Annotated in this window: 23 protein-coding genes and 1 pseudogene; 14 read left to right on the forward strand and 10 right to left on the reverse strand. The window is 73.5% G+C overall.

The annotated features are described in order from the left end of the window. Window positions 1-51 precede the first annotated feature (51 nt). The 7 genes and pseudogenes from ACFPFQ_RS07155 to ssd all read right to left on the reverse strand — a co-directional run. Window positions 52-393, reverse strand: a pseudogene (locus ACFPFQ_RS07155) (Rv3654c family TadE-like protein); the annotation flags it as partial. Beyond that, window positions 390-740 (reverse strand): TadE family type IV pilus minor pilin, encoded by a 351-nt coding sequence (locus ACFPFQ_RS07160; protein WP_379616044.1) that lies wholly within the window; start codon window positions 738-740, stop codon window positions 390-392. The gene ACFPFQ_RS07160 and the pseudogene ACFPFQ_RS07155, both read right to left, overlap by 4 nt. A 13-nt stretch (window positions 741-753) precedes the next feature. Further along, window positions 754-963: a DUF4244 domain-containing protein gene (locus ACFPFQ_RS07165; protein ID WP_379616046.1), complete on the reverse strand. Its 210-nt coding sequence runs from the start codon at window positions 961-963 to the stop codon at window positions 754-756. Between the two features lie 45 nt (window positions 964-1008). Next, window positions 1009-1770: a type II secretion system F family protein gene (locus ACFPFQ_RS07170; RefSeq protein WP_379616048.1), complete on the reverse strand. Its 762-nt coding sequence runs from the start codon at window positions 1768-1770 to the stop codon at window positions 1009-1011. Beyond that, window positions 1767-2570: a type II secretion system F family protein gene (locus ACFPFQ_RS07175; RefSeq protein ID WP_379616050.1), complete on the reverse strand. Its 804-nt coding sequence runs from the start codon at window positions 2568-2570 to the stop codon at window positions 1767-1769. The genes ACFPFQ_RS07170 and ACFPFQ_RS07175 overlap by 4 nt, the downstream gene beginning before the upstream one ends. Then, entirely contained in the window at window positions 2564-3754 is a 1191-nt protein-coding gene (locus tag ACFPFQ_RS07180; protein ID WP_379616052.1) for a TadA family conjugal transfer-associated ATPase, read from the reverse strand. Before ACFPFQ_RS07180 ends, ACFPFQ_RS07175 begins: the two co-directional genes overlap by 7 nt. Beyond that, the gene (gene ssd, locus ACFPFQ_RS07185) at window positions 3751-4860 is read right to left on the reverse strand and encodes a septum site-determining protein Ssd (protein ID WP_379616054.1); all 1110 of its coding nucleotides are present in this window, start codon (window positions 4858-4860) and stop codon (window positions 3751-3753) included. The genes ACFPFQ_RS07180 and ssd overlap by 4 nt, the downstream gene beginning before the upstream one ends. Window positions 4861-5300: 440 nt before the next feature. Between ssd and ACFPFQ_RS07190 the strand changes: the two genes are divergently transcribed. Continuing rightward, entirely contained in the window at window positions 5301-6137 is an 837-nt protein-coding gene (locus ACFPFQ_RS07190; protein ID WP_379616105.1) for an HAD family hydrolase, read from the forward strand. Window positions 6138-6460: 323 nt separating this feature from the next. On the opposite strand, the gene ACFPFQ_RS07195 is transcribed toward ACFPFQ_RS07190, so the two are convergent. Next, a complete protein-coding gene (locus tag ACFPFQ_RS07195; RefSeq protein WP_379616056.1) occupies window positions 6461-7210 on the reverse strand; it encodes an oxidoreductase in 750 nt (249 codons plus the stop codon). Window positions 7211-7388: 178 nt separating this feature from the next. On the opposite strand from ACFPFQ_RS07195, the gene acs reads away from it, so the two are divergent. From acs to ACFPFQ_RS07220, 5 genes are all read left to right on the forward strand, one after another. Next, window positions 7389-9374, forward strand: a complete 1986-nt coding sequence (gene acs / locus ACFPFQ_RS07200) for an acetate--CoA ligase (protein ID WP_379616058.1) — start codon at window positions 7389-7391, stop codon at window positions 9372-9374. A gap of 28 nt (window positions 9375-9402) precedes the next feature. Beyond that, on the forward strand, window positions 9403-9831 hold the full coding sequence (gene arfB, locus ACFPFQ_RS07205) for an alternative ribosome rescue aminoacyl-tRNA hydrolase ArfB (protein WP_379616060.1): 429 nt from the start codon (window positions 9403-9405) through the stop codon (window positions 9829-9831). A 92-nt stretch (window positions 9832-9923) separates the two neighbouring features. Then, entirely contained in the window at window positions 9924-11150 is a 1227-nt protein-coding gene (nhaA, locus tag ACFPFQ_RS07210; protein WP_379616107.1) for a Na+/H+ antiporter NhaA, read from the forward strand. 115 nt (window positions 11151-11265) lie between these two features. Then, window positions 11266-11814, forward strand: coding sequence for a phage holin family protein (locus tag ACFPFQ_RS07215; protein ID WP_379616062.1), 549 nt, complete (start codon window positions 11266-11268; stop codon window positions 11812-11814). A 5-nt stretch (window positions 11815-11819) separates the two neighbouring features. Further along, window positions 11820-12749 carry an alpha/beta fold hydrolase gene (locus ACFPFQ_RS07220; protein WP_379616064.1) on the forward strand — a complete coding sequence of 310 codons (930 nt, stop codon included), beginning with the start codon at window positions 11820-11822 and terminating at the stop codon, window positions 12747-12749. A gap of 6 nt (window positions 12750-12755) precedes the next feature. Here ACFPFQ_RS07220 and ACFPFQ_RS07225 read toward each other — a convergent pair whose 3' ends face one another. Then, the gene (locus tag ACFPFQ_RS07225; protein WP_379616066.1) at window positions 12756-14330 is read right to left on the reverse strand and encodes a Na+/H+ antiporter; all 1575 of its coding nucleotides are present in this window, start codon (window positions 14328-14330) and stop codon (window positions 12756-12758) included. Window positions 14331-14346: 16 nt separating this feature from the next. On the opposite strand from ACFPFQ_RS07225, the gene ACFPFQ_RS07230 reads away from it, so the two are divergent. From ACFPFQ_RS07230 to ACFPFQ_RS07250, 5 genes are all read left to right on the forward strand, one after another. Then, on the forward strand, window positions 14347-14622 hold the full coding sequence (locus ACFPFQ_RS07230) for a UBP-type zinc finger domain-containing protein (protein WP_379616068.1): 276 nt from the start codon (window positions 14347-14349) through the stop codon (window positions 14620-14622). A gap of 76 nt (window positions 14623-14698) precedes the next feature. Beyond that, window positions 14699-15964, forward strand: coding sequence for a phosphoribosylamine--glycine ligase (purD, locus tag ACFPFQ_RS07235; RefSeq protein ID WP_379616070.1), 1266 nt, complete (start codon window positions 14699-14701; stop codon window positions 15962-15964). A gap of 253 nt (window positions 15965-16217) precedes the next feature. Further along, on the forward strand, window positions 16218-16964 hold the full coding sequence (locus tag ACFPFQ_RS07240) for a hypothetical protein (protein ID WP_379616072.1): 747 nt from the start codon (window positions 16218-16220) through the stop codon (window positions 16962-16964). A 130-nt stretch (window positions 16965-17094) separates the two neighbouring features. Next, window positions 17095-18231, forward strand: a complete 1137-nt coding sequence (locus ACFPFQ_RS07245; protein ID WP_379616109.1) for a pyridoxal phosphate-dependent aminotransferase — start codon at window positions 17095-17097, stop codon at window positions 18229-18231. A gap of 97 nt (window positions 18232-18328) precedes the next feature. Then, on the forward strand, window positions 18329-19627 hold the full coding sequence (locus ACFPFQ_RS07250) for an MFS transporter (protein ID WP_379616073.1): 1299 nt from the start codon (window positions 18329-18331) through the stop codon (window positions 19625-19627). Here the strand turns inward: ACFPFQ_RS07250 and ACFPFQ_RS07255 are convergent. Beyond that, entirely contained in the window at window positions 19624-20652 is a 1029-nt protein-coding gene (locus ACFPFQ_RS07255; protein ID WP_379616075.1) for a threonine aldolase family protein, read from the reverse strand. The two genes, ACFPFQ_RS07250 and ACFPFQ_RS07255, sit on opposite strands and share 4 nt — an antisense overlap. Before the next feature lie 257 nt (window positions 20653-20909). On the opposite strand from ACFPFQ_RS07255, the gene ACFPFQ_RS07260 reads away from it, so the two are divergent. Genes ACFPFQ_RS07260 through ACFPFQ_RS07270 form a run of 3 tightly spaced genes read left to right on the forward strand, consistent with a single transcriptional unit; the run spans window position 20910 to window position 22939 of the window. After that, entirely contained in the window at window positions 20910-21425 is a 516-nt protein-coding gene (locus tag ACFPFQ_RS07260) for a SigE family RNA polymerase sigma factor (protein WP_379616077.1), read from the forward strand. A gap of 17 nt (window positions 21426-21442) precedes the next feature. After that, entirely contained in the window at window positions 21443-22333 is an 891-nt protein-coding gene (locus ACFPFQ_RS07265) for a hypothetical protein (RefSeq protein ID WP_379616079.1), read from the forward strand. A 24-nt stretch (window positions 22334-22357) separates the two neighbouring features. Further along, complete coding sequence (locus ACFPFQ_RS07270; protein ID WP_379616081.1) at window positions 22358-22939, forward strand: TetR/AcrR family transcriptional regulator; 582 nt, start codon at window positions 22358-22360, stop codon at window positions 22937-22939. The last annotated feature ends 8 nt before the right edge of the window (window positions 22940-22947 follow it).

The raw sequence follows: 22947 nt of genomic DNA on the forward strand, positions 1-22947 counted from the left end.
CGCGCCGGGCGGCGGTGGCTCGGCTGCGGCGGGGATTCCCGGGCCCGCCCGCGCCCTACCTGCGGCGACACTGCGGCCGGGGAGGGTGATGGGCAGGGGCACCTCGACCTCGACGAGCGCATCCCACCCGGAGAGGCGGCACCGGACGACCCGGCCGCCGATCGCGGCGGTGAGCTCGGTGGCTCTGGCGCAAGCGGTGACGGTGCCCTGCGCGGCGAGCCCTGCTGCCGCGAGCGCGGCGAGGTCGGCCGCCGACTCGGCACGGTGTCGTGCGGCGATCGTGGCGGCCAGGTGCAGGCCGAACACCATCGCGACGACGATCGCCGCGACGCCGGCGGCGGCCCAGACCGTGGCCAACCCGCTCTCGCGATCGACCGCGGCAGGCCGGCTCACGGTGTGCCCGGCTCGACGGCAGCCACGGCCCGCCCGCCCACCCTGATCGGCAGCGGCACCAGCAGTTGTGCCGACACCTCGGACGTGACGGTGTCGCCGCGCTGCACGACGTCGAGACGTGCGCCGGTGGGTGCGAGCTCGGCCGCCACGGCGCGCCCGCGGTCGGGTTCACCGCGCGCCGCGAGCCGGGCCAGCTCACGGGCGGCGTCGGTGCAGCGGATGGACGCTGCCACGGCCATCACCGCGCCGATCGCCACGGCGAGGAAGACGGCCAGCGAACAGAGCGCGAGCGCGGCCTCGACGGTGACCGAGCCGCGATCGGCACCGGGACCGCACCATCGCCGCATCAGGATGTGCCCATCAGAAGGTGGCCGAGAGGGCGCGCTCGATCAGTGATGTGAGAGCCGTGACGACCGAATCGCCGCTGACGACCGCGTACAGCACGGCAGCGAACGCGGCCGCGGCGATGGTGCCGATGGCGTACTCGACGGTCGACATGCCGGAGTCGTCGTGACGCAGCCGGCGCAGCCTGGTGATGACGGTGTGGGCGGGGGCGTGGGTGGGGGACATGGTTCTCTCCTCGGTGCTGGATGAGCAGGTGGACGAGTTGCGGGTTCACCACTGCGCGAGTGCCCGACCGGCGAGCCCGATGACGACCGGCGCGATGCCGAGCACCAGGAACGCGGGCAGGAAGCACAGGCCCAGTGGGGCGGTGATGAGCACGGCGGCCCGCTGGGCGCGGGCCTGTGCGGTGTCGACGAGGCCGGCGCGCAGCCGGGTGCTCTCGGCCGCGGCGACCTGGGCGAGAGCAGCACCGGTGCCTGCGGAGCGACCGGCTGCCCGGGCGAACGCCGCCAATGCTGGGAGCTCCTCGGCGCCGTGCCAGGCCTCGGCGGCGTCGGCCCCGAGTTCCAGCAGCCCCGCGACCCGGCGCAACAGGATGCCGGCGCTGCCGCGCAGCGGCGCTGCGGCAGCCGAGACGGCCGCGGCGACGGGCAGCCCGGCATCGAGGCAGACGGCGAGCAGTTCCCAGCGTCCGGCGAGCTCCGCGTCGCTCTCCTGGGGCGCGGGCCGGGCCATCCGGCGCAACGCGACGACGAGGATGGCGGCCGTCGCACCACCGAGCACGACGCCGGCGCCCGGGCCGCCGAAGGCCCATCCCAGCGCACCCATCGCGAGCGCACCGACAGCCGCCCAGTACGGGCGCAGGACCGGCACCGGGCCGGCCGGCCGGGCGGGAGCGGCGCCCAGCTCGAGCAGGCGCAGCCGCCCGGTGGGCGGGCCCCCGACCAGCAGCGCCAGCGCCAGCAGTGCGAGCGACAGCAGTGCGGCGCCGCCCCCGAGGCCGGACGTGCTCGGTGCCGTGACCGTGGTCATCGGGGTGTGGCCGCGGCGATGATGCGCTCGGTCCAGGCCGATCCCGCGGCGGCCAGCGCCACGCCGACGACGACGAGCACCTGCCCGAGCAGCCCACTGCGCAGCACCCCGATCGGATCGGCGCCGACCAGCTGGCCGAGGCCCAGCCCGAGCACCGGGAGCGCGGTGAGGACGGTGGCGGTGGCACGGGGCCCGGCCAGCTGCGCACCGACGGTGCGGGTGAACCGCACCTGCCATCGGATGTGCTCCTGGGCGCCTGCGAGCAGGCCGGCCAGCGGCACGCCGTGGCGGGTGGAGAGCTCCCAGGCCCCGGCGATCCGTTCCACGTCGCCCGCCACGGCCGGATGCTCGCCGGCGGCGCGACGCAGCGCGGCCGGAACGTCGTCGCCGAGTCCGGCCGCGACGGCGGCCGGGCCGAGCACCGCGCGGGCCTGTGGACCGTCGGACGTGATGCCGGCCAGTGCGGCGGTGGGATGGGTGCCGGCCCGCAGCTCCTCGGCCATGCGGCGGACCGCGTCGGCGAGCTGCTCGCAGGTGTCGGCGGCGTGGTGCGCGCCGCGGCGGTGGCGGTGGCGCCCGCGTGCAGTGCCGGCGACGACCGCTCCGGCGACGGCCCCACCCGGCCCGGCGAGCAGCAGCCCCCCGATCGCCCCGAGCGCCACCGGGCCGAGTGCAGCGGGCCGCCACGAACGTCGCCTGGCCGGTGTGGGCCACAGACCGTGGATGCGGGCCCGTGCTGCGGTGCCCGGTGCCAGCAGCACCGCCGCCGCCGCGGCGAGGCAGGAAAGCGACATCACCACGGGACCGCCACCTCCCGCTCGGCAAGCAGTTCGCCCAGCTGGGTGCGGGCGTCGGACCAGCCGGCCGAGCGCGTCCAGGCCGGCTTGACGGCGACACCGTCGGGGCCGCGGGCCAGCACGGCCACGGCATCGAGGACGCGCGGCCCGGCGCGCAGCCTGCGCATGTGGAGCACCACCTGGACGGCGGCTGCGAGCTGGCTGTGCAGCGCGGCACAGGGCATCCCACCCGCCGCGGCGAGCGCCTCCATGCGGGCGGGCACCTCGCGCGCGGAGTTGGCGTGCACGGTGCCGGCGCCGCCCTCGTGACCGGTGTTGAGCGCGGCGAGGAGATCGCACACCTCGGCGCCCCGGACCTCGCCGACCACGAGCCGGTCGGGCCGCATGCGCAGCGCCTGGCGCACGAGATCGCGCAGCGGCACACCACCCGCACCCTCGATGTTGGCGGGCCGGGCGATCAGCCGCACGACGTGGGGATGGCGCGGGCGCAGCTCCTCGGCATCCTCGACCAGCACCAGCCGCTCGCTCGGATCGACCGCGCCGAGCAGCGCGCCCAGGATGGTGGTCTTGCCGGAGCCGGTGCCACCGGAGACGAGGAAGGCGAGCCGGGCGGTGAGGACCGCCCGCAGGAGTGCCTCGCCGTCGGCATCGACCGTGCCGAGCGTGCGCAGCCCGGTGAGATCGTGTGCCGACGGTCGCAGCACCCGCAGGGACAGGCAGGTGCCGTCGGCGGCGATCGGAGCGAGCACGGCGTGCAGGCGCACCCCGGCGTCGGCCAGCCAGCCGTCGACGTGCGGGCTGGCGTCGTCGAGGCGGCGCCCCGCGGCCAGCGCGAGGCGCTGGGCGAGCCTGCGGACCGCGGCCTCGTCCGGGAACCGGACGGCTGAGCGTTCCAGGCCGGCTCCGCGATCGACCCAGACCGATCTCGGACCGCACACCAGCACGTCGGTGGTGCGTGGATCGCTCAGCAGTTCGTCGAGCGGGCCGGCACCGACGAACTCCTGGCGCAGTGTGCGCAGTGCCGCGAGGACGTCGAGATCCGACGCGACGCCGCCCGACTCGGCCCGCACGGCATCGGCGACGGCGGCCTGGCTGGTGCCCCCACCGGAAGTGGCCAGGCGGGTGCGCACGCGGTCGACGAGTGCGAGCCCGGCGCCGGTGGCTGGGCCCGTGCCGATGCCGTTCACGATGCGGCTCCCGCGGCCGAGCCCGCATGCGGGTGCAGCTGGGCGAGCACGGCTGCGGCGGTGGCGACGAGCGGGCCGTGCGGGCGACCGGGTGCGTCACCCCGCTCCAACGTGCGGGCCAGGCCGCGTTCGGGCCGCATCGCCGCGAGCAGCGGCAGGTTCAGCGCCATGGCGACCTCGTCGGGCTCGACCCCGCCGGGCGACGGGCCGCGCACGACGAGCCGGATGTCGCTGCTGTGCTCCGCGATCACCGCCATCGCGCGGGCGGCGGCCGCGCACGAGCGCACATCGGACGGCACCACGAGCACCGTGAGATCCGCGGCGCCGAGCGCGGCGAGCGCGGCCTCGGTGGGGTAGCGGGGGACGTCGCAGACGACCGTGTCGCCGCTGCGCCTGCCCGCGGCGAGTACGGAGGACACCGCCGCCGGGGTGGGGCCGTGCGCGGAGCGATCGCACGAGAGCAGCGCGAGCCCGCCGCCGCTGCGGCGCCCGACCGGTGGCGCGGGCAGTGCGGCGTGCAGGGCGGTGGCGGGGACGCGGCCGCCGCCCACGTCGATGTCGGGCCAGCGCAGGCCGCCGAGATCCTCCGCGCCGAGTACGAGATCCAGGCCGCCGCCGAGCGGATCGCAGTCGACGAGCAGCACGCGCCTGCCCTCCCGGACCGCGGTGACGGCCACCACGGTGGCGAGCACGGACGCACCGGCACCGCCCCTGCCGCCGACGACGGCGAGCACCGCGCCCGCGTCCTGGCGCCCCTCTGCCGCCTCGGTGAGGGCGGCGATCAGCCATGGCTCGGCCTCCGGCAGCGAGACGACGTGCTCGGCGCCGATGGCGACGGCATGGCGCCACACCTCGGCTGCCGGATCGCCGCGGACCGCGACCACCACGCCGCCGCGCCGGGGGAGCGCGGCTTCGGCGCACTGGTGCGCGGCACGGGCATCGAGCAGCACCAGTGGCGCGCCCGGCCACAGGTGGCGCGCCTGGCTCGCGTCGAGCACCCGATGCAGCTCGCACCCCGCTGCTGCGGCGAGCCGCAGGATGCCGTCGAGCAGTTCGGTATCGGACACCATCACGAGCCCACGACGCTCGTCCGTGATCGGTTGCACGCCCGCCTCCAGGTGCTGTGCGCTCCCGGGTGGAGCGGCACAGCCCAGCGTGCGGTGCCGCGGGGCGGCGTGGTGGACCGATCGCGAAGCTGTGGACAAGCGGAGGTCGATGTGGACAACTCGGCGCCCCGCCGCCGCCATCGCTCGGTTCTGTCGGTGCCGTCGGGCATCGTTGAACCGGGGGAACCCCGGGCATGGGACGACCCCCGCCAGGGGGGATTGGCGGGGGTCGTCGTCGGTTCAGCTCCGGGGGGTCGAGCTGAACCATGCCCGGACAAGCCGGACTCTCACAACTGTAGCCGTTGACGCGCTGCAATGCGCGCCCCTGGATGGACCATCTGTGCGTCCTTCCGCAGCCTGTGAGCCACCTGTGCGTGGCAGCGGCCGAGGTTCTGGCAAGGTGACGCGACGTGTCCGGTGTTCCGCAGCTCCCTCGCTCCATCCCGACGGCGGGCGCGGCGGTGGCGCACACCGCGGCTGCGGCGTTCTTCGACCTCGACAAGACGATCATCGCCGGATCGAGTGCGCTGGCCTTCAGCAGGCCGTTCCGCAGGCAGGGCCTGATCAGTCGCCGAGCTGCGCTGCGCAGCGTCTACGCCCAGTTGATGGTCGTGTTCGCCGGTGCGGACGAGGACACGATGGATCTGCTCCGGCAGCGGATCACCGTGCTGTGCACCGGCTGGGACGTCGCGCAGATCCGCTCGATCGTGGCCGAGACGCTGCACGAGATCGTCGAGCCGCTCGTCTACGCGGAGGCCACGGCGCTGATCGCCGAGCACCGCGCGCTGGGCGACGAGATCGTGGTGCTCTCGGCGTCCGGGCTCGAGGTCGTCGAGCCGATCGCGGCGCTCGTGGGGGCCGACCGCTGCCTCGCCACGCGGATGGGCGTCGATCACGGCCGGTACACGGGGGAGATCGAGTACTACTGCTACGGCGAGGAGAAGGCGGCCGCGGCGCGCGCGATCGCTGCTGAGCGCGGCTTCCGGCTCGAGGACTGCCACGCGTACTCCGACTCGATCACCGACCTGCCGCTGCTGGAGGCCGTCGGGCATCCCACGGCCGTCAACCCGGACCGCGCGCTGCGGCGTGCGGCGCTGCAGCGGGGCTGGCCGGTGCTGACGTTCGACAACCCGGTGGCGCTGCGGTCGCGGTTCCGGTCGCGGGTCCCGCGGGTCGCGGTGGCGACCGGTGTCGCGGCGGTGGTGCTGGGCCTGGGCTGGGTCGGGCTGCGGCGACGCGGTGGCCCGGCGGGACTGCCGTCCCCCACCGGAGCATGATCGCCACCCTGCGTGCCTGAACCGGTGCATACGCACGGGGCCCTTGCTGTGCTCCCCGTCACGTACTACAAAGAGGTCACGGACTTCTGAACGGCCAGGGGCGGTGCGGCAGAGAAGCACCCGTCCTCCCCGAGCAGAGCTCCGTGCGCGAAGGTCGGGCACTCCACGCACAGCACGCCGCGGGAGGCATGTCGTCGTGGGCCTGCGTACCGGGACGCTGGACGCCGAGGCCGCAACACGACACGTAGTGCACGCCTGGATCCTGAACTTCGCGGTGGCGGGCGGTGTCCCTGCACGGGGGCACCGTCCGTCTTCTTTTTGCCCTACGTGCGAGCGTCCGCAATGGACAGGCCCTCGCGGGCGCCGGCCTCCCACTGGGCACAACAGTGCAGCAACCAGGTGGTGAGCCCCTCTCGGCTGCCGCCGGCGAAGCCCGCCGCGGCGGCGCGGTACTCGGCCGCCTTGCGCAGATGACCCACCTCCGGAACACCCAGTCCGCGGGGATCCAGGCCGGCGGCCACCGCGGTCAGCCGGGCGGCGGCCCTGGCCACCACACCGTTGGCCGACGGGAACGGCTCGAGCGCGAGCAGCTCGCCGTGCACGACCGCCACGAGCACCGGGGCGGGCACCCGCGTGCCACCGGTGACGAGGTCGGTCAGCAGTGCGAGGCGCGCGGAGACCGCTGCCGAGTTGTGCGGACGGCCCAGTTCGGCGCCGTGCCGGTCGGCCGGGACGATGTCGGCCGCGGCTACGAGGTGTAACCGGGCGAGTGCCTGAAGGGGTGACGTGCGCCAGACGCTGAGTAGCCGAACCGACTCCTCCGCCACCCGGACGGACCCGGCGAGCACCGGATCGGTGGCCGTGTCCCCGGTCTCGATCCGCGCGCCCTCCAGCGCCGCCGACGCCCGCGCTGCGCGCAGCCCGGCCTCCGCGGCCGACGCCGGCCATCCCTTCAGGTTCACCGGATGGTTGTGCACGGCGACCAGCGCGTCGCGGGCCGCGGTCACGGCCTCGGCCACCCCGGGCAGGTCGAGGAGCGGGGCGAGCGGATCGGAGACGCGCGACGGAGCCACCCGGTCATGCTGTCATCCCGGCGACGCCCGGTCGTTGCGCGGCTACCGCCGGTACGGGGCGTGCACTGTCCGTACTGACGGTGCATCCACGATCGGGGGGCACTAGCGTCTCTTCTCGACGAGGCGCCGCACGGCCAGTGGCCCGGCGGCGCGCAGGACTGAGGAGGACACTGAGGACATGGCCCCAAGTGACTCGGCTCCAGGCGGACCCACGCTGAGCAATCTGTCCACGGAGACCCGCAGCTTCCCACCCAGCGCGGAGTTCGCCGCCCAGGCCAACGCGACCGAGGACTGGTACGCCACCGCCGACGCCGACAGAGAGGCCTTCTGGGCCGAGCAGGCCGACCGCCTGCACTGGAACCGCAAGTGGGACCAGGTGCTGGACTGGCAGCCGCCGTTCGCGAAGTGGTTCGTCGGTGGTCAGCTCAACGTCGCCTACAACTGCGTCGACCGCCACGTGGCCGACGGTTTCGGCGAGCAGGTCGCGTACCACTGGGAGGGTGAGCCGGGCGACTCCCGCACCATCACCTACGCCGACCTCAAGCGCGAGGTGTGCAAGGCCGCCAACGCGCTGGCCGCGCTGGGTGTGACGGCGGGCGACCGGGTGGCGATCCAGCTCCCGATGATCCCCGAGGCGGTCTTCGCCATGCTCGCCTGCGCGCGCCTGGGTGCGATGCACAGCGTGGTGTTCGGCGGTTTCTCCCCGAGCGCGCTGAAGGCCCGCATCGAGGACGCCGAGTGCAAGCTGCTGATCACCTCGGACGGCCAGTACCGGCGTGGCAAGCCCGCCCCGATGAAGGAGAACACCGACGAGGCGGTGGCCGACACCCCGTCGATCGAGCACGTGCTGGTGGTCAAGCGCACCGAGACCGAGGTGCCGTGGACCGAGGGTCGCGACGTCTGGTGGCACGACGCCGTCGACGGCGCGTCCGATGAGCACGAGGCGCAGCCCTTCGACGCCGAGAACCCGCTGTTCATCCTCTACACCTCGGGCACCACCGGGAAGCCGAAGGGCATCCTGCACACCTCCGGCGGCTACCTGACCCAGGCGGCGTACACCCACAACGTGGTGTTCGACCACAAGCCCGGCGAGAGCGTCTACTGGTGCACCGCCGACATCGGCTGGGTCACCGGGCACAGCTACATCGTCTACGGGCCGCTGGCCAACCGCGCCACGTCGGTGATGTACGAGGGCACGCCCAACACCCCGCACGAGGGGCGCCACTGGGAGATCATCCAGAAGTACGGCGTCTCGATCTACTACACCGCGCCCACGCTGATCCGCACGTTCATGAAGTGGGGCAAGGAGATCCCCGACAAGTACGACCTCTCCTCGCTCAAGGTGCTGGGCAGCGTCGGTGAGCCGATCAACCCCGAGGCCTGGATGTGGTACCGGGAGAACATCGGCCACGACAGGTGCCCCATCGAGGACACCTGGTGGCAGACCGAGACCGGCGCCATCATGATCGCCCCGCTGCCCGGGGTCACGGCCGCGAAGCCGGGCTCCGCGATGCGCGCGCTGCCCGGGATCTCCGCTGTCGTGGTCAACGACGACGGCGAGCCGGTCGGCAACGGTGGCGGTGGCTACCTGGTGCTGGACAAGCCGTGGCCGTCGATGCTGCGGGGCATCTGGGGCGACGAGGAGCGCTTCCGCGAGACGTACTGGTCGCGCTTCGCGAAGCAGGGCTTCTACTTCGCGGGCGACGGCGCGAAGTACGACGACGACGGCGCGGTGTGGTTGCTGGGCCGCGTCGACGACGTGATGCTCGTCTCGGGGCACAACATCTCCACGACCGAGGTGGAGTCGGCTCTGGTCAGCCACCCCACGGTGGCCGAGGCGGCGGTCGTCGGCGCGTCCGACCCGACCACCGGACAGGGCATCGTCGCGTTCGTCATCCTGCGCGGAAACGCCGCGAAGGACGGCGGCGAGGACGCGATCAAGGCCCTGCGGGACCACGTCGCGAAGCAGATCGGGCCGATCGCCAAGCCGCGCCAGATCATGGTCGTCGAGGAGCTCCCGAAGACCCGCTCCGGCAAGATCATGCGGCGGCTGCTGCGCGACGTCGCGGAGAACCGCGAGGTGGGCGACGTCACCACGCTGGCCGACTCCACGGTGATGGGCCTGATCTCGGCGGGTCTGCAGGACGGCAAGTCGGAGGACTGATCGGCCGCCTTCGGGCATGCTTGCGGGCATGCCCGAAGGCGATCTCCCCGTGCGGGGACGGCTGGTGATTCCCGAGCGGGAGCTGCACTGGCGGTTCTCGCGCGCCTCCGGACCTGGCGGGCAGGGCGTCAACACCACGGATTCACGCGTCGAGCTCTCGTTCGACGTGGCCGGCTCCCCGTCCATCCCCGACGACCTGCGCGTGCGGGCGCTGGCCCGGCTCGGGTCCCGGCTGGTCGACGGTGTGGTGACCATCGCGGCCGCGGAGTTCCGCAGCCAGCTGCGCAACCGCGACGCCGCGCGCGAACGCCTCGTCGCGATGCTGCGGGCCGCCACCGAGCCCGACCCGCCCCAGCGCCGGGCGACCCGGCCCTCGGCCGGCGCCAAGCGCAGGCGGCTCGACGGCAAGACGCGCCGCGGGCAGATCAAGCGGTTGCGGGGTCGCCCGACCGAGTAGGGATCAGCGCACCAGCAGGTAGAGTGGTGTGAGGTGAGCCGGGAAGTCTGGTCGGCACGTGTTCGACCCGACCCCTCATGGAGCCGCCCGTGATCGCCCCCCGCCGCCTCGACCTCGCCCGGTTCGCCGGGCCGACCGCGGAGTTCGCCCGCTACCTGCGCACCGAGACGGTCGGCGGGTTCGTGCTGCTGGCCGCCACCGCCGCGGCGCTGCTCTGGGCCAACTCGCCGTGGCACGGCGCCTACGAGGCGGTGCGCGACCTCCGGGTCGGGCCGCACGCGCTGCACCTGGACCTGACGCTGGCGCAGTGGGCCACCGACGGGCTGCTGGCGGTGTTCTTCTTCGTCGTCGGGTTGGAGCTCAAGCGCGAGCTCGTGATCGGGGAGCTGTCGCGGCCGCGGCAGGCACTGTTGCCGGTGGCCGCCGCGCTCGGCGGCATGATCGTGCCGGCAGGCGTCGCGCTGCTGGTCGGGCGCGGCGCGCCCGGGATGGAACAGGCCTGGGCGATCCCGGTGGCCACCGACATCGCGTTCGCGCTCGGCGTGCTCGCGCTGGCCGGCACCGCGCTCCCCACCACCGCTCGCGTGTTCCTGCTGGGGCTCGCCGTCGTCGACGACCTCGGGGCGATCCTGCTCATCGCCGTGGTGTTCAGCACCGGCATCGCCCTGCTGGCGCTCGGGGCCGTCGTCGTGCTCGCCGGGCTGTACTGGATGCTGCAGCGGCGCCGTGTCACGTCCCCGTGGCTCTACGTCCCGATCGCGCTGGCCACCTGGGTCGCCATGCACGAGGCCGGGGTGCACGCCACGATCGCCGGTGTCCTGCTGGGCCTGTTGACCAGGGTTCGTGCCGATCCGGGGGAGTCCGAGGCCCCGGCCGTCCGGCTGGAGCACCGGCTGCAGCCGTGGTCGGCCGGCCTGTGCGTACCCCTGTTCGCGCTGTTCGCCGCCGGTGTCCCGGTCAACGGCGAGGCGCTGCGCGCGGTCGTCACCGAGCCGCTGGGTCAGGCCGTCGCGGCCGGGCTGATCCTCGGCAAGGTGGTGGGGATCTTCGGTGCGGTCCTGCTCGTGGTGTGGTTGACGCCCGCTTCGCGGCCGCGCGGGCTGTCGTGGCCCGACGTGCTGGCCGTGGCGATGCTGGGTGGTGTGGGGTTCACGGTGAGCCTGCTGATGGCCGAGCTGAGCCTCGACGGTGCGGACGTGCTGACGGCGAAGGCGGCGGTGCTGCTCGCCTCGGCCGTCGCGGCCCTGCTCGCGGCGGCCCTGCTGGTGCTGCGCAGCCGGAGCCACCGTCGGGCCGGATCGCGTCACACCGACGGGTGAGCGCGCGCCTCACGGCGCGTCGGAGGGCCATCCGTGGAAGGATGTCGCCGATCATCAGGTGTCCGACGCGTTGATCACTACGCGCCGGAACAGGCGGACGTGCAGGAGGATCGCGGTGGCCAGCCCGAGCAGCTCCAGCGGTGCGGAGGTTCCCCCCGTGCTCCCCTCGATCCCGCTCGCCCCCGAGCCGGAGAAGTCGTCGGCCGATCAGTCGATCGGCAGCCTCGTCAAGGAGGCAACGGCCCACGTCTCGACGCTCGTGCGTGCCGAGGTCGAACTCGCGCGCGCCGAGATCACCGCAGAGGTCCGCAAGGGTCTGCAGGGCAGCATCTTCTTCGTCATCGCGCTCGTGATCCTGCTGTTCAGCCTGTTCTTCCTGTTCTTCGCGCTGGGGTTCATCCTCGCGATCTGGCTGCCGGAGTGGGCAGCCTTCAGCATCGTGTTCGGCGTGATGCTGCTGGCGGCGGGGGCGTTCGGGTTCCTCGGCTACCTGCGCGTTCGCAAGATCCGCAAGCCGGAGCGCACGATCGCGAGCCTCAAGGACTCGGCGCAGCTGCTGTCGCGCCGCGGCGAGAGCAACAGCGCCGTCCCCGAGCTGAACGGGCACGGGGCGGCCGATCTCGGGGCGCGCGAGCTCGCCTCCCGGAGCGAGCCCCGCAGCTGAGCCGGATGCGGCCCCGGCCGCCGGATCCGTCGTCGGTCAGGCTGGACGGACCGTGGGTCCATCGCGCGATCTCGGCCAACGGGATCCGGTTGCACGTCGCCGAGTGCGGCAGCGGCCCGCTGGTGGTGCTGCTGCACGGCTTCCCGGAGTTCTGGTGGTCGTGGCGGCACCAGCTCGTCGGGCTCGCCGAGCGGGGCTACCGGGCCGTCGCGGTCGACCTGCGCGGCTACGGCGATTCGGACAAGCCGCCCCGGGGCTATGACCTGTGGACCCTCGCCGGTGACGTCGCCGGGTTGATCAAAGGACTCGGCGAGCCGCGGGCCCACGTCGTCGGGCACGGCTGGGGCGGTCTCATCGCGTGGACGCTGGCGGCGCTGCACCCGCGGCTGGTGGGCTCGCTGGCGGTGGTGGGTGCGCCGCACCCGCTCGCCGTGCGCTCCGCCGTGCTGCGCGACCTGCGCGGGCAGGGCCGGGCGACGGCGGGGTACGCACTGGGGTTCCAACTGCCGCGCCGGCCGGAACGCTCCCTGCGGGAGGACGGTGGGGCGCGCGTCGAGCGGATCATGCGAGCGTGGTCGGGCGGGGACTGGACCGCCACCGCGGACTTCGCCGCCACCGTCGAGCGCTACCGCCATGCCATCCAGATCCCCGGCGTCGTGCACTGCTCGATGGAGTACTACCGCTGGGCGGCACGCTCGCAGCTGCGCCCGGAGGGTCGCCGCTTCGCCGCGGCCGTCGCGCGCCCCACGGAGGTGCCGGTGCTGCAGGTGCACGGCGCTGCCGACCCGTGGCTGCTGCCCAGCACGGCGGCCGCGTCGGTGCCATGGGCGGGCGCCGGCCACCGCATGGAGCTGCTGGCCGGGACCGGGCACTTCCCGCACGAGGAGCGGCCCCTGCGCAGCACGGAACTGCTCGCGGCGCACCTGGGGAGCTGATCGGGCTCAGGTCGCCTCGTCGCGCGCCAGCATCGCCTCCTCCAGGTCGAGGCGGCGCAGCACCCGGCGCAGCACCTCGTCGTCGATGTCACCGGAGTCGCGGCTGGCCACGAACGTGTCGCGCTCGCGGGTCAGCATCTCGCGGCGCAGCCGCCGGAAGGCCGCGCTGGGGCTCTCGCCCGCCTCGGCCGCCCCACGGCCCAGCTGCTCCCAGACGGCGTTGGCGCTGTGCTCGGCCGAGCGCCGCAGCTTCTCGACCGTGTGGCCGTAGGAGGTGCCGTTGTCCTCGGCGGTCAGCTCGTCGAGCCGCGCGATGGACGCCTGCACGGCGTCGTACTGCGTCTGCGCCTCGGCCAGCTTGTCGGCCTGCTGCCCGTCCTCGTGGACGCCGAGCATGCGGATCACCGCGGGCAGTGTCAGTCCGTGCAGCAGCAGCGTGGCCACGGTGACGAAGAACGCGAGGAACACGACCGTCTCGCGACCCGGGATGTCGGGAGGGATGACGAACGCCGCCGCGAGCGTGACCACCCCGCGCATGCCCGACCACGAGATCACGGCGGGCACCGTCCAGCGCGGGCGCGGATCTCGCCTGCCGACCGCCGGTATCAGGCGTGGCAGGTAGGTGGCGGGGAAGACCCACACGATGCGGGCCAGCACCACTGCCGCGGTGATGACGATCCCACCCACCAACAGCGGCCCGAGATCGCCGACCGTCGCGACGACCGACCGCAGCTGCAGCCCGATCAGCACGAACACGATCGACTCCAGGATCGTGTCGCTCGCCTGCCAGACGGCCGTCTCCTGCAGGCGGGTGGCGTAGCCGCTGTCCGGGGCGTGGTGGCCCAGGTAGAGGCCCGCAACGACCACCGCGAGCACGCCGGACGTGTGCGCGCCCTCGGCGAGCAGGTACACGCCGAACGGCACGACCAGACCGAACGCGCTCTCGACGAGCGGGTCGCGCAGCTTGCGCCGGATCCGGTGCGCCACCCAGCCGACGGCGTAACCGATCACGGTGCCGCCGACGGCGGCGAGCAGGAACATCCCGGTGGCGCCCAGTGCCGACATGCCGGTGCCGGCCGCCACCGCGAGGAAGACGCGGAACAGCGTCAGCGAGGTGGCGTCGTTGACCAGGCTCTCGCCGCCGAGGATCGTCATCACGCGCCGCGGCAGGCCCAGCCGCCTGCCCACGGCCAGCGCCGACACGGCGTCGGGCGGTGCCACCACGGCCCCCAGCACCAGCCCGGTGGCCAGGTTCAGGCCCGGCACGAACCACCAGGCGACCAGCCCCACCACCAGCGCCGTGAACGCCGGCAACCCGACGGCGAGCAGGCCGATGGGGCGCACATTGGCCTTGATGTTCAGGTACGACGACTCGAGCGCCGCGGAGTAGAGCAGCGGGGTCAGCACGAGCAGCAGCACGATGTTGGGGTCGAACTCGACGACCGTCACGCCGGGCAGGAACGAGGCACCGATCCCGACGACGACGAGCACCAGCGGTGCCGACACGTCGAGCCGACGGCAGGCCCAGGTCACCGCCAGCGAACCGATGACGAGGACGAGAACCGTCAACTCCGTGGTCATGGTGGCAGGATGACTGATGATGAGTTGCGCACACACCACCGCCTACGAGAATTCGTCGTGGGTCGAGCCCCCGCCCGACAAGGCCGACGACTGCGAGGACTGCGTCGCACTCGGCGAGAACGTGTGGGCGCACCTGCGAAAATGCCTCACGTGCGGCCACGTCGCCTGCTGCGACTCCAGCCCGCACCGGCACGCCGCGGCGCACCACAAGGCCACCCTGCACCCCGTGATGCGCTCCATCGAGCCGGGCGAGCAGTGGCGCTGGTGCTACGAGGACAAGCGGATCGTCTGACCAGTACGGGACCGGAACACCGCCGGGACCGATGCGCTCAGCACCGCCCGGGACGGGGGATCTACGATTCCCAGTCGTGCGCGTCCTGGTAGTGGGGTCCGGTGCTCGTGAGCACGCCATCGTCCTGGCCATGGCGCAGGACCCCGAGGTGACGGCGCTCGCGTGCGCACCGGGGAACGCCGGCACCGCAGCGGTGGCCGAGCAGTTGGGCGTCGATGCGGCGGGCCCGGCGGCGGTGGTGGCGCTGGCCACCGACTGGAAGGCCGACTTCGTCGTCATCGGGCCGGAGGTGCCGCTCGTCGCCGGTGTCGCCGACGCCGTCCGCGCGTCCGGTATCGCCTGTTTCGGGCCCAGCGCCGAGGCCGCCCGCATCGAGGGCTCCAAGACGTTCGCGAAGGACGTGATGGCCGCCGCGGGCGTCCGCACGGCCACCGCGGAGATCGTCGACACCCCGGCCCGCCTCGACGCCGCGCTCGGCCGGTTCACCCCGCCCTACGTGGTCAAGGACGACGGGCTCGCCGCGGGCAAGGGCGTGGTGGTCAGCTCCGACTACGACATCGCCCGCGCACACGCGTGCACGCTGCTCGACGGCGGGCACCCGGTGCTGCTCGAGTCCTACCTCGACGGGCCGGAGGTCTCGCTGTTCTGCCTCGTCGACGGCGACACGGTGGTGCCGCTGCTGCCCGCGCAGGACTTCAAGCGCGTCGGCGACGACGACAGCGGGCCCAACACCGGCGGCATGGGCGCCTACGCGCCGCTGCCGTGGGCCCCGGACGGGCTCGTCGACGAGCTGGTGGCCGACGTCGTGGCACCGGTGGCTGCGGAGCTGGCCAAGCGCGGCACACCGTTCCAGGGACTGCTGTACGCGGGCCTCGCGCTCACGTCGTCGGGTCCGGCGGTGGTGGAGTTCAACTGCCGCTTCGGTGACCCCGAGACCCAGGTGGTGCTCGCGCTGCTGCGCACCCCGCTCACCGCGCTGCTGCACGCCACGGCCGTTGGCACGCTCGCGCAGCAGCCGCCGCTGCAGTGGGCCGACGGAGCCGCTGTCACGGTCGTCGTGGCCGCCGAGGGGTATCCCGGCCCGCCGCGGCTGGGCGACGTCATCAGTGGTGGCGAGGCCGACGGCGTCCTGCACGCCGGCACGCGCCGTCGCGACGACGGTGCCGTGGTGTCGTCGGGCGGGCGGGTGCTCTCGGTGGTGGGTACCGGTGCGGATCTGGCCGCCGCGCGCGCCGACGCCTACGCGCGCCTCGACGGCGTGCACCTCGCGGGATCGCACCACCGCACCGACATCGCGCTGCGCGCGGTGCAGGGCGAGGTCGCGGCCCCGGTCGCAACCTGAGAGTTCGTCACCTGATCGGGTGATGCTCGTCCACCGTATTCGGTGGGGCGGGGGCGCGAAGAGCGAGCTAATGGCCCATTCGGCCGTACCTGTGAGTCGCCGGGCACTACGCGCTACAACTTGTGCGCGAACGGGTGACAGTACAGGCTCTGCCGTGCCCGGAGAGAGGTAGCTGTCGTCGCTCCCCGTGATGGCTGTTGTTCACGTTTCTCCGGGTCGATCCGCTCGCTCCCCCGAGAACTGAGGACCACGCATGTCCAACTCTTCACGTCCCCGGCACGCACTCCCCGGCCGCGCCTCCCGCATCGCAGGCCGCGCCGCGCTCGGCGCACTGGGCGCGCCGATGGCCCTGCTCGCCGTGGCCGGTCCGGCGAACGCCGCAACGCTCGACCTGGGCGGCGCCGTCACCGACGGTGACAACGGTGGCGAGGCCACGCTGCACCTCGACAGCGGCACGCTGGCGGCGGTGCCGACCCTGCCGGGGCTGCCCAGCCTGCCCCAGCCCGGTGGCGACGAGACCGGGCTGCCGTCGCTGCCCAGCGCCGGACTGCCCGACCTCGGCATCCTGAGCCTGAACCCGGCGAACCCGCTGGACCAGGGACTGCTCGGCATCGACCTGCCCAGCACCACGGCACTCCCGGCGCTGCCGACCCTGCCCGCGGTCCCGAGTGTGGCCGCCGTACCGACGCTCCCGAGCACCGACGCCCTCCCGGGCCTGCCGACCCTGCCCGGCGCCGACGCGCTGCCTGTCCTTCCGGTCCTGCCTGCCCTGCCGGCACTGCCCGCCCTGCCCGCCCTGCCCGGTGTCTCGGCCCTGCCGGGCATCGGCTCGCTGTTCGGTGCGCCGAGCACGGAAGCGGCACCGGCGACAGGCGAGGACACGACGGCGTCGGACGAGGACTCGGCGGCATCCGACGAGGTGCCGACGGTCTCGGACGAGTCCGGTTCGAACGAGGCCCCCGGGGACGCGTTCTCCTTCGCGCCCGACGCCGAGGCCTGACCCGAACGACCCGCTCCTCGCAAGCCCGGCGGCCGTCCTGCAGCGTGGCAGGGCGGCCGCCGTCCGGCCGTAGGCTCTGCGGGTGACGACGAACCCCACCGCCGCCGGTCTCGCGGTCGCCCGCCGCGCCATGATCCCCCCGTTCCACGTCATGGACGTCTGGGCGGCAGCGCAGGAGCGCCAGCGCACCCACGGCGACGTGGTGAACCTGTCGGCGGGACAGCCCTCGACCCCGGCACCCGCCGCCGTCCGGGCCGCGGCGACGGCGGCGATCGAGGGCGACGTGCTCGGCTACACCGTGGCCACGGGGATCCTGCCGCTGCGGACCGCGATCGGTGAGCACTACGGCCGCACCTACGGCATCGACGTGCCCCCGGACCAGGTCGTGGTCACCACCGGCTCCTCCGGAGGGTTCCTGCTCGCCTTCCTCGCGGCGTTCGACGCGGGTGACCGCGTGGCGATGGCCCGCCCCAGCTACCCCTGCTACCGCAACATCCTCACCGCGCTGGGCTGCGAGGTGGTGGAGCTGCCGTGCGGTCCGGAGACGCGCTACCAGCCGACGGTCGCGATGCTGGAGGCGCTGGACGAGCCGGTGCAGGGACTGGTCGTCGCGAGCCCCGCCAACCCGACCGGCACGGTGCTCGACCCCGATGAGCTCGCCGCGATCGCGACGTGGTGCGAGCGCTCCGGTGTCCAGCTGGTCAGCGACGAGATCTACCACGGCATCTCCTACGCCGGCACGCCGGCGGCGTCGTCGGCGTGGAGCACGTCGCGCGAGGCGATCGTCGTCAACTCGTTCTCCAAGTACTTCTCCATGACGGGCTGGCGGCTCGGCTGGCTGCTGCTGCCCCCGCGGCTGCTGCACGCGGCGTTCTGCCTGGCAGGCAACTTCACGGTGTGCCCGCCCGCGCTCGCCCAGCAGGCCGCGCTCGGCGCGTTCGACCCGGCCAGCTACGCGGAGGCCGACGGGCACGTGGAGCGCTACGCGACCAACCGCGCCCTGCTCCTGGAGGGTCTGCCGCGGCTCGGCATCGCCCGCATGGCACCTGCCGACGGCGCGTTCTACGTCTACGCGGACGTGTCGCACCTGACCGGTGACTCCATGGCCTTCACCTACGAGCTGCTCGGGGAGACGGGTGTGGCGGTGGCGCCCGGGATCGACTTCGACCCGGTCGACGGGCACCGGTGGATCCGGCTGTCGTGCGCCGGTACGACCGCCGACATCCACGAAGCGTTGCGCCGTCTGGAGCAGCGGTACTCCGCCTGACGCCAGCGTTTGCGCGGTGGAGTGAAAGTCGTCACCCTCGGTGCGAGTTGGACTGGGCCAGTGGTCCAGTCCGTTTCCGGTCATCCTGAGGAGCCCGATGACGTCCTCCGCTGCCGAACACCGCACCCAGCGTCGCCGTGCCGCGGTCGCGAGCACCGTCGGCACGACGATCGAGTGGTACGACTTCTTCCTCTACAGCACCGTGGCCGCACTCGTGCTGCCACAGGTGTTCTTCCCCGGCAGTTCGACGACCGCGGGCGTGCTGTCGGCGTTCGCGACGCAGTTCGTCGGCTTCGCCGCCCGGCCGGTCGGTGCCGCGATCTTCGGCCACCTCGGGGACCGCATCGGCCGCAAGTCGACGCTCGTGACGACGCTGCTGATCATGGGCACCGCCACGGTCCTGATGGGTCTGATCCCGTCCTTCGCCACCATCGGGATCGCGGCGCCGATCCTGCTCACCCTGCTGCGCATCGCGCAGGGCATCGGGGTCGGCGGCGAGTGGGGCGGCTCGGTGCTGCTGTCGATGGAGTGGGGCGAGGCGAAGCGGCGCGGGCTGATGGCGAGCCTGCCGCAGATGGGGGTGCCGCTCGGGCTGCTGCTGTCCACCGGGGCGGTGGTGCTCGTGAGCGCGATCAGCGGGCCCGCCTACCTCGAGTGGGCGTGGCGGATCCCGTTCCTGCTCAGCGCCGTGCTCATCGGGATCGGGCTCTACGTGCGGCTGCGCGTGCTGGAGAGCCCCGACTTCGCCGCGGTCAAGGAGACGAAGGTGGTGGAGCGGCAGCCGGTGTGGGTGGTGCTGCGCGAGCACCCGCGGGAGGTGCTCACCGCCGCGTTCGTGCGCATGTCCGAGCAGGCGCCGTTCTACCTGTTCATCACGTTCGTGCTGACCTACGGCACCACGGTGCTGAAGCTGCCCCGCGAGGAACTGCTCAACGACACGCTGGTTGCAGCGGCGGTCGGGCTGATCAGCGTGCCGCTGTTCGGGCATCTGTCGGACCGCTTCGGGCGGCGGCTCGTGTACGGCATCGGCATCGTCGCGACCGGGGTGTTCGCCTTCCCGTACTTCGGCCTGCTCGACACCGGCTCGTCCGGGTTCGTGCTGCTGGCCATCGTCGTCTCGCTGATCGTGCACGACGTGCAGTACGGGCCACAGGCGGCACTGATCGCGGAGAGCTTCGGCACCAACGTGCGCTACAGCGGTGCGGGGCTCGGGTACCAGCTGGCCTCCGTGATCGCCGGTGGCCCGGCCCCGCTCATCGCGGCGGCACTGCTCGCGGGTACGGGTTCGAGCTCGAGCATCGCGTTGTACATCATCGCTTGCTGCGTGGTGTCGCTCGTGGCGCTGGTGCTGATGCCGCGGAAGGCCACGGTGCCGGCGGCCGAGGTTCCGGCCTAGCCCCTGGGCTGGGCGGCGGGACGGCCCTCGGAGCGGCGCAGGGTGCGCGGCCCGGCCGACGGATCGCCCGATCGGGCAGGTTCCACCGGGCCGATGCGCGCGAGCGTCGCGGTGATGTCGGCGTCGGAGATGTCGGCGTGGGTGATCAGGCGGACCTGTCCCGACATGGCTGAGGCCCGCACGCCGGACGACTCGAAGCGCCGCAGCGTGCCGGGCAGGTCGGCCACGGCGATCAGCACGATGTTGGTCTGGGGCACCGACGCCCGCCAGCCGCGCTCGCGCAGCCCCGCCGCCAGCGTGGTGGCGCGCTCGTGATCCTCGGCCAGCCGGTCGATGCGGTCGAGCGCGACGAGGCCGGCGGCGGCCAGCACGCCGCCCTGGCGGACCCCGCCACCGAGCATCTTGCGCAGCCTGCGCGCGTTCTCGACGAACTCCTCCGACCCCGCGACCACCGATCCGACGGGCGCGCCGAGGCCCTTGCTGAGGCAGACCTGCACCGTGTCGGACCCGACCGTCAGCGCGGCGGGCGGCACGCCGAGCGCGACGGCGGCGTGCCAGAGCCGGGCGCCGTCGAGGTGCACGCGCAGCTTCGCGGCCCGGGCCGCCGCCGCGACGGCGGCGTGCTCCTCGGGTGCGGTGACGGTGCCGCCCGCTCCGTTGTGGGTGTTCTCGACGCACAGCAGCGTGGTGCGCAGCGTGAAGTACGGGCCGGCCGTTCCGGCGGCGCGGCGCACGGCGTCGGGCGAGACCTTGCCCGGACCGGCGTCGTGTTCCATCGGGCGCGGCATGCCGCCGGCGATCCAGGCCGCGGTGCCCAGCTCGGCGTCGAGCACGTGGGAACCCGCCGGAGCGAGGAACGCGTCGCCCCGCTGGAGGTGGTGCATCAGCGCGATGAGGTTGCCCATCGAGCCGCTGGGCGTCCACATGGCAGCGGCGGCGCCGAGCATCCCAGCGACGCGTTCTTCGAGCTCCTGCATGGTGGGGTCGCGATCGAGCACGTCGTCGCCGACCTCGGCGGCGGCCATCGCTGCCCGCATCTGTTTCGTCGGCTGCGTGACCGTGTCGGACCGGAGGTCGATCGGACCTTCGGTGCCCGTGGCGCGGCGGATACGTGATGGGGGTCGCACAGAATCCGATTCAACCATCTGGAGACGGTGAGGTCGCGCAAGGGTCACAGAACGATCACGACGTTGCGCTGTTCGGGGGAACTCCTCATGGCCATGCAACCGTGTGCGACGGTCCCTGCGTCCCTGTCGCACGCAGGGAGGAGGGAACGGCACGGGTGGACGAGGCCAGCGAGCGGGAGTTCGCCGAGTACTTCCGCGCGCGCCTGGAAACGGTGCGCCGCACCGCCTACATGCTGTGCGGCGACTGGCACCGCGCCGACGACCATGCGCAGGCGGCGTTCGTGTCGCTGCACCGGCACTGGCAGAAGATCCGGGATCGCGCCGCGCTCGACGCATGGATGCGGCGGACGCTGGTGCGTGCGGTCATCGACGAGTCACGCAGGCCGTGGCGGCGGGAACGTTCCACGGCAGAGCCCGCCGACACCGTGGGCGTGCCGTCGGCGTCGGACGCTGTGGCCACCCGGCACGTGTTGGTGGACGGGCTGCGCACGGTGCCACCGCGCCAGCGCGCCGTGTTGGTGCTGCGGTATCTCGAAGGGCTCGACATCGCCGGCACCGCCGCCGCGCTGGGGTGCTCGGAGGGCACAGTGAAGAGCCAGACCTCCCACGGTCTGGCGGCACTGCGCGCGTCGCTCGGTGACGCGCTCGACGACCTGCGACCCGCGGGCTGAGGAGGAGGTGGCGAGACATGAGTGATGACGACAAGCTGGCGGCATTGTTCCGCGACGCGGCCTCGGAACCGGGCGCGCCGCCGCCCGCCTTCGGCCACGACGACGTGGTGCTGGCTTCCTACAAGATCGGCCGTCGCCGCACGGCCATGGCACGGGGCGCACTCGGTGTCCTGATCGTGGCCGGTATCGGCGCGGCAGTCGTGCTGCCCGGGCAGTTCCAGCAGTCGGGCACCACCACGGCGGCGGCGCCCTACGCCGCGACCGAGGGACCGGCGGTCGGCAACGGCGTGCCCGCCGCACCACCGCTCAACAACCCCGAGCAGGGCTACGCACAGCCGGGGCAGGCCGGTGGGGCGGCCGGGGGCTCCGCCGCCGACAAGGCCGTACCGGCGCCGGCGCCTGCCCAGGCTGCGCCGGCACCGGGCTCGGCAGCGCCGGCTCCAGAGGCACCCGACAACGCCCCCGTCCCGACCCCACCCCCCGCTCAGGCCGGTGGTGCGCCTGCCGCGGCAGCCGGGGCGGCGCCGTTCACCGGCACGCCACTGGGTCCCGGCACCGCCGCGTGCGCCGACCGGCAGGACCCCCAACTGCGCGCCTACCTGGAGCAGGCACTGCCGGAGGCGGTCGGGGCCAAGGCCGCTGCCACCACGATGGAGTGCCGGCCCGCGGGGGAGCGGGGCGTCAACATCGAGGTCTCCGACGCCCGCGCACCGGGGCTGCTGACGGTGCTCTACGAGCCGCCGGGTGCGAGGCCGCCACCCGCACAGGGTGATGCACGCACGGCGTCGGCGGTCACGGCGTCGGGCGGCACCGTGGTGGTCTCGGTCCGGCCGGCAACGGCCGGTGGGCCGGTGCCCTTCGCCGATCGGCTGGGCGGGATCGTCTCCTACCTCGTCCCGCGCCTCTGAGTGGACGCGCGAGACACTGGTCGCATGGGTACGGCCAAGGGCGAGCGGCGGCGACAGGAACTGGTGGCCGCCGCGGCCGCACTGCTGCGCGAGGGCGGCTTCGACGCCGTGCGCCACCGCGCCGTCGCCGAGCGGGCCGGCCTGCCGCTGGCGTCCACCACGTACTACTTCGCGTCGCTGGACGACCTGGTCACGGCCGCCGTCGACTGGTCGAGCCGGGTGGAGCTCGGCGAGGGACGCGCGCAGCTCGACGCGCTGACCGGCCCGGACGACCCCGCGGAACTCGCCGAGATCCTCCTCGACCTGCTCATGGGCACCGACTCCCGCCACAGCGGGCTCGACCCCGTACTGCTGCGCTACGAGCGGCTCGTCGGCGCGGGCCGCCGCCCGTACCTGGCCCCGCTGATGCGCGAGATGCGGGTGGAGCTCGACGCCCTGCTCAACGAGATCGTGGTGCGCTCGGGGGTGCCGCTGGGCGAGACGGCGCTGCGCGACCTCGTCGCGATCATCGACGGTGCCGTGATCAACGCGCTGATCGAGGCCGACCCCGATCCGCGGGCCGCGGCGCGAGAGGTGCTGCTCCGCACGCTCGGGAGCGGTCCGTAAGCTGCATA

Source organism: Pseudonocardia sp. GCM10023141 (genome assembly GCF_042653605.1).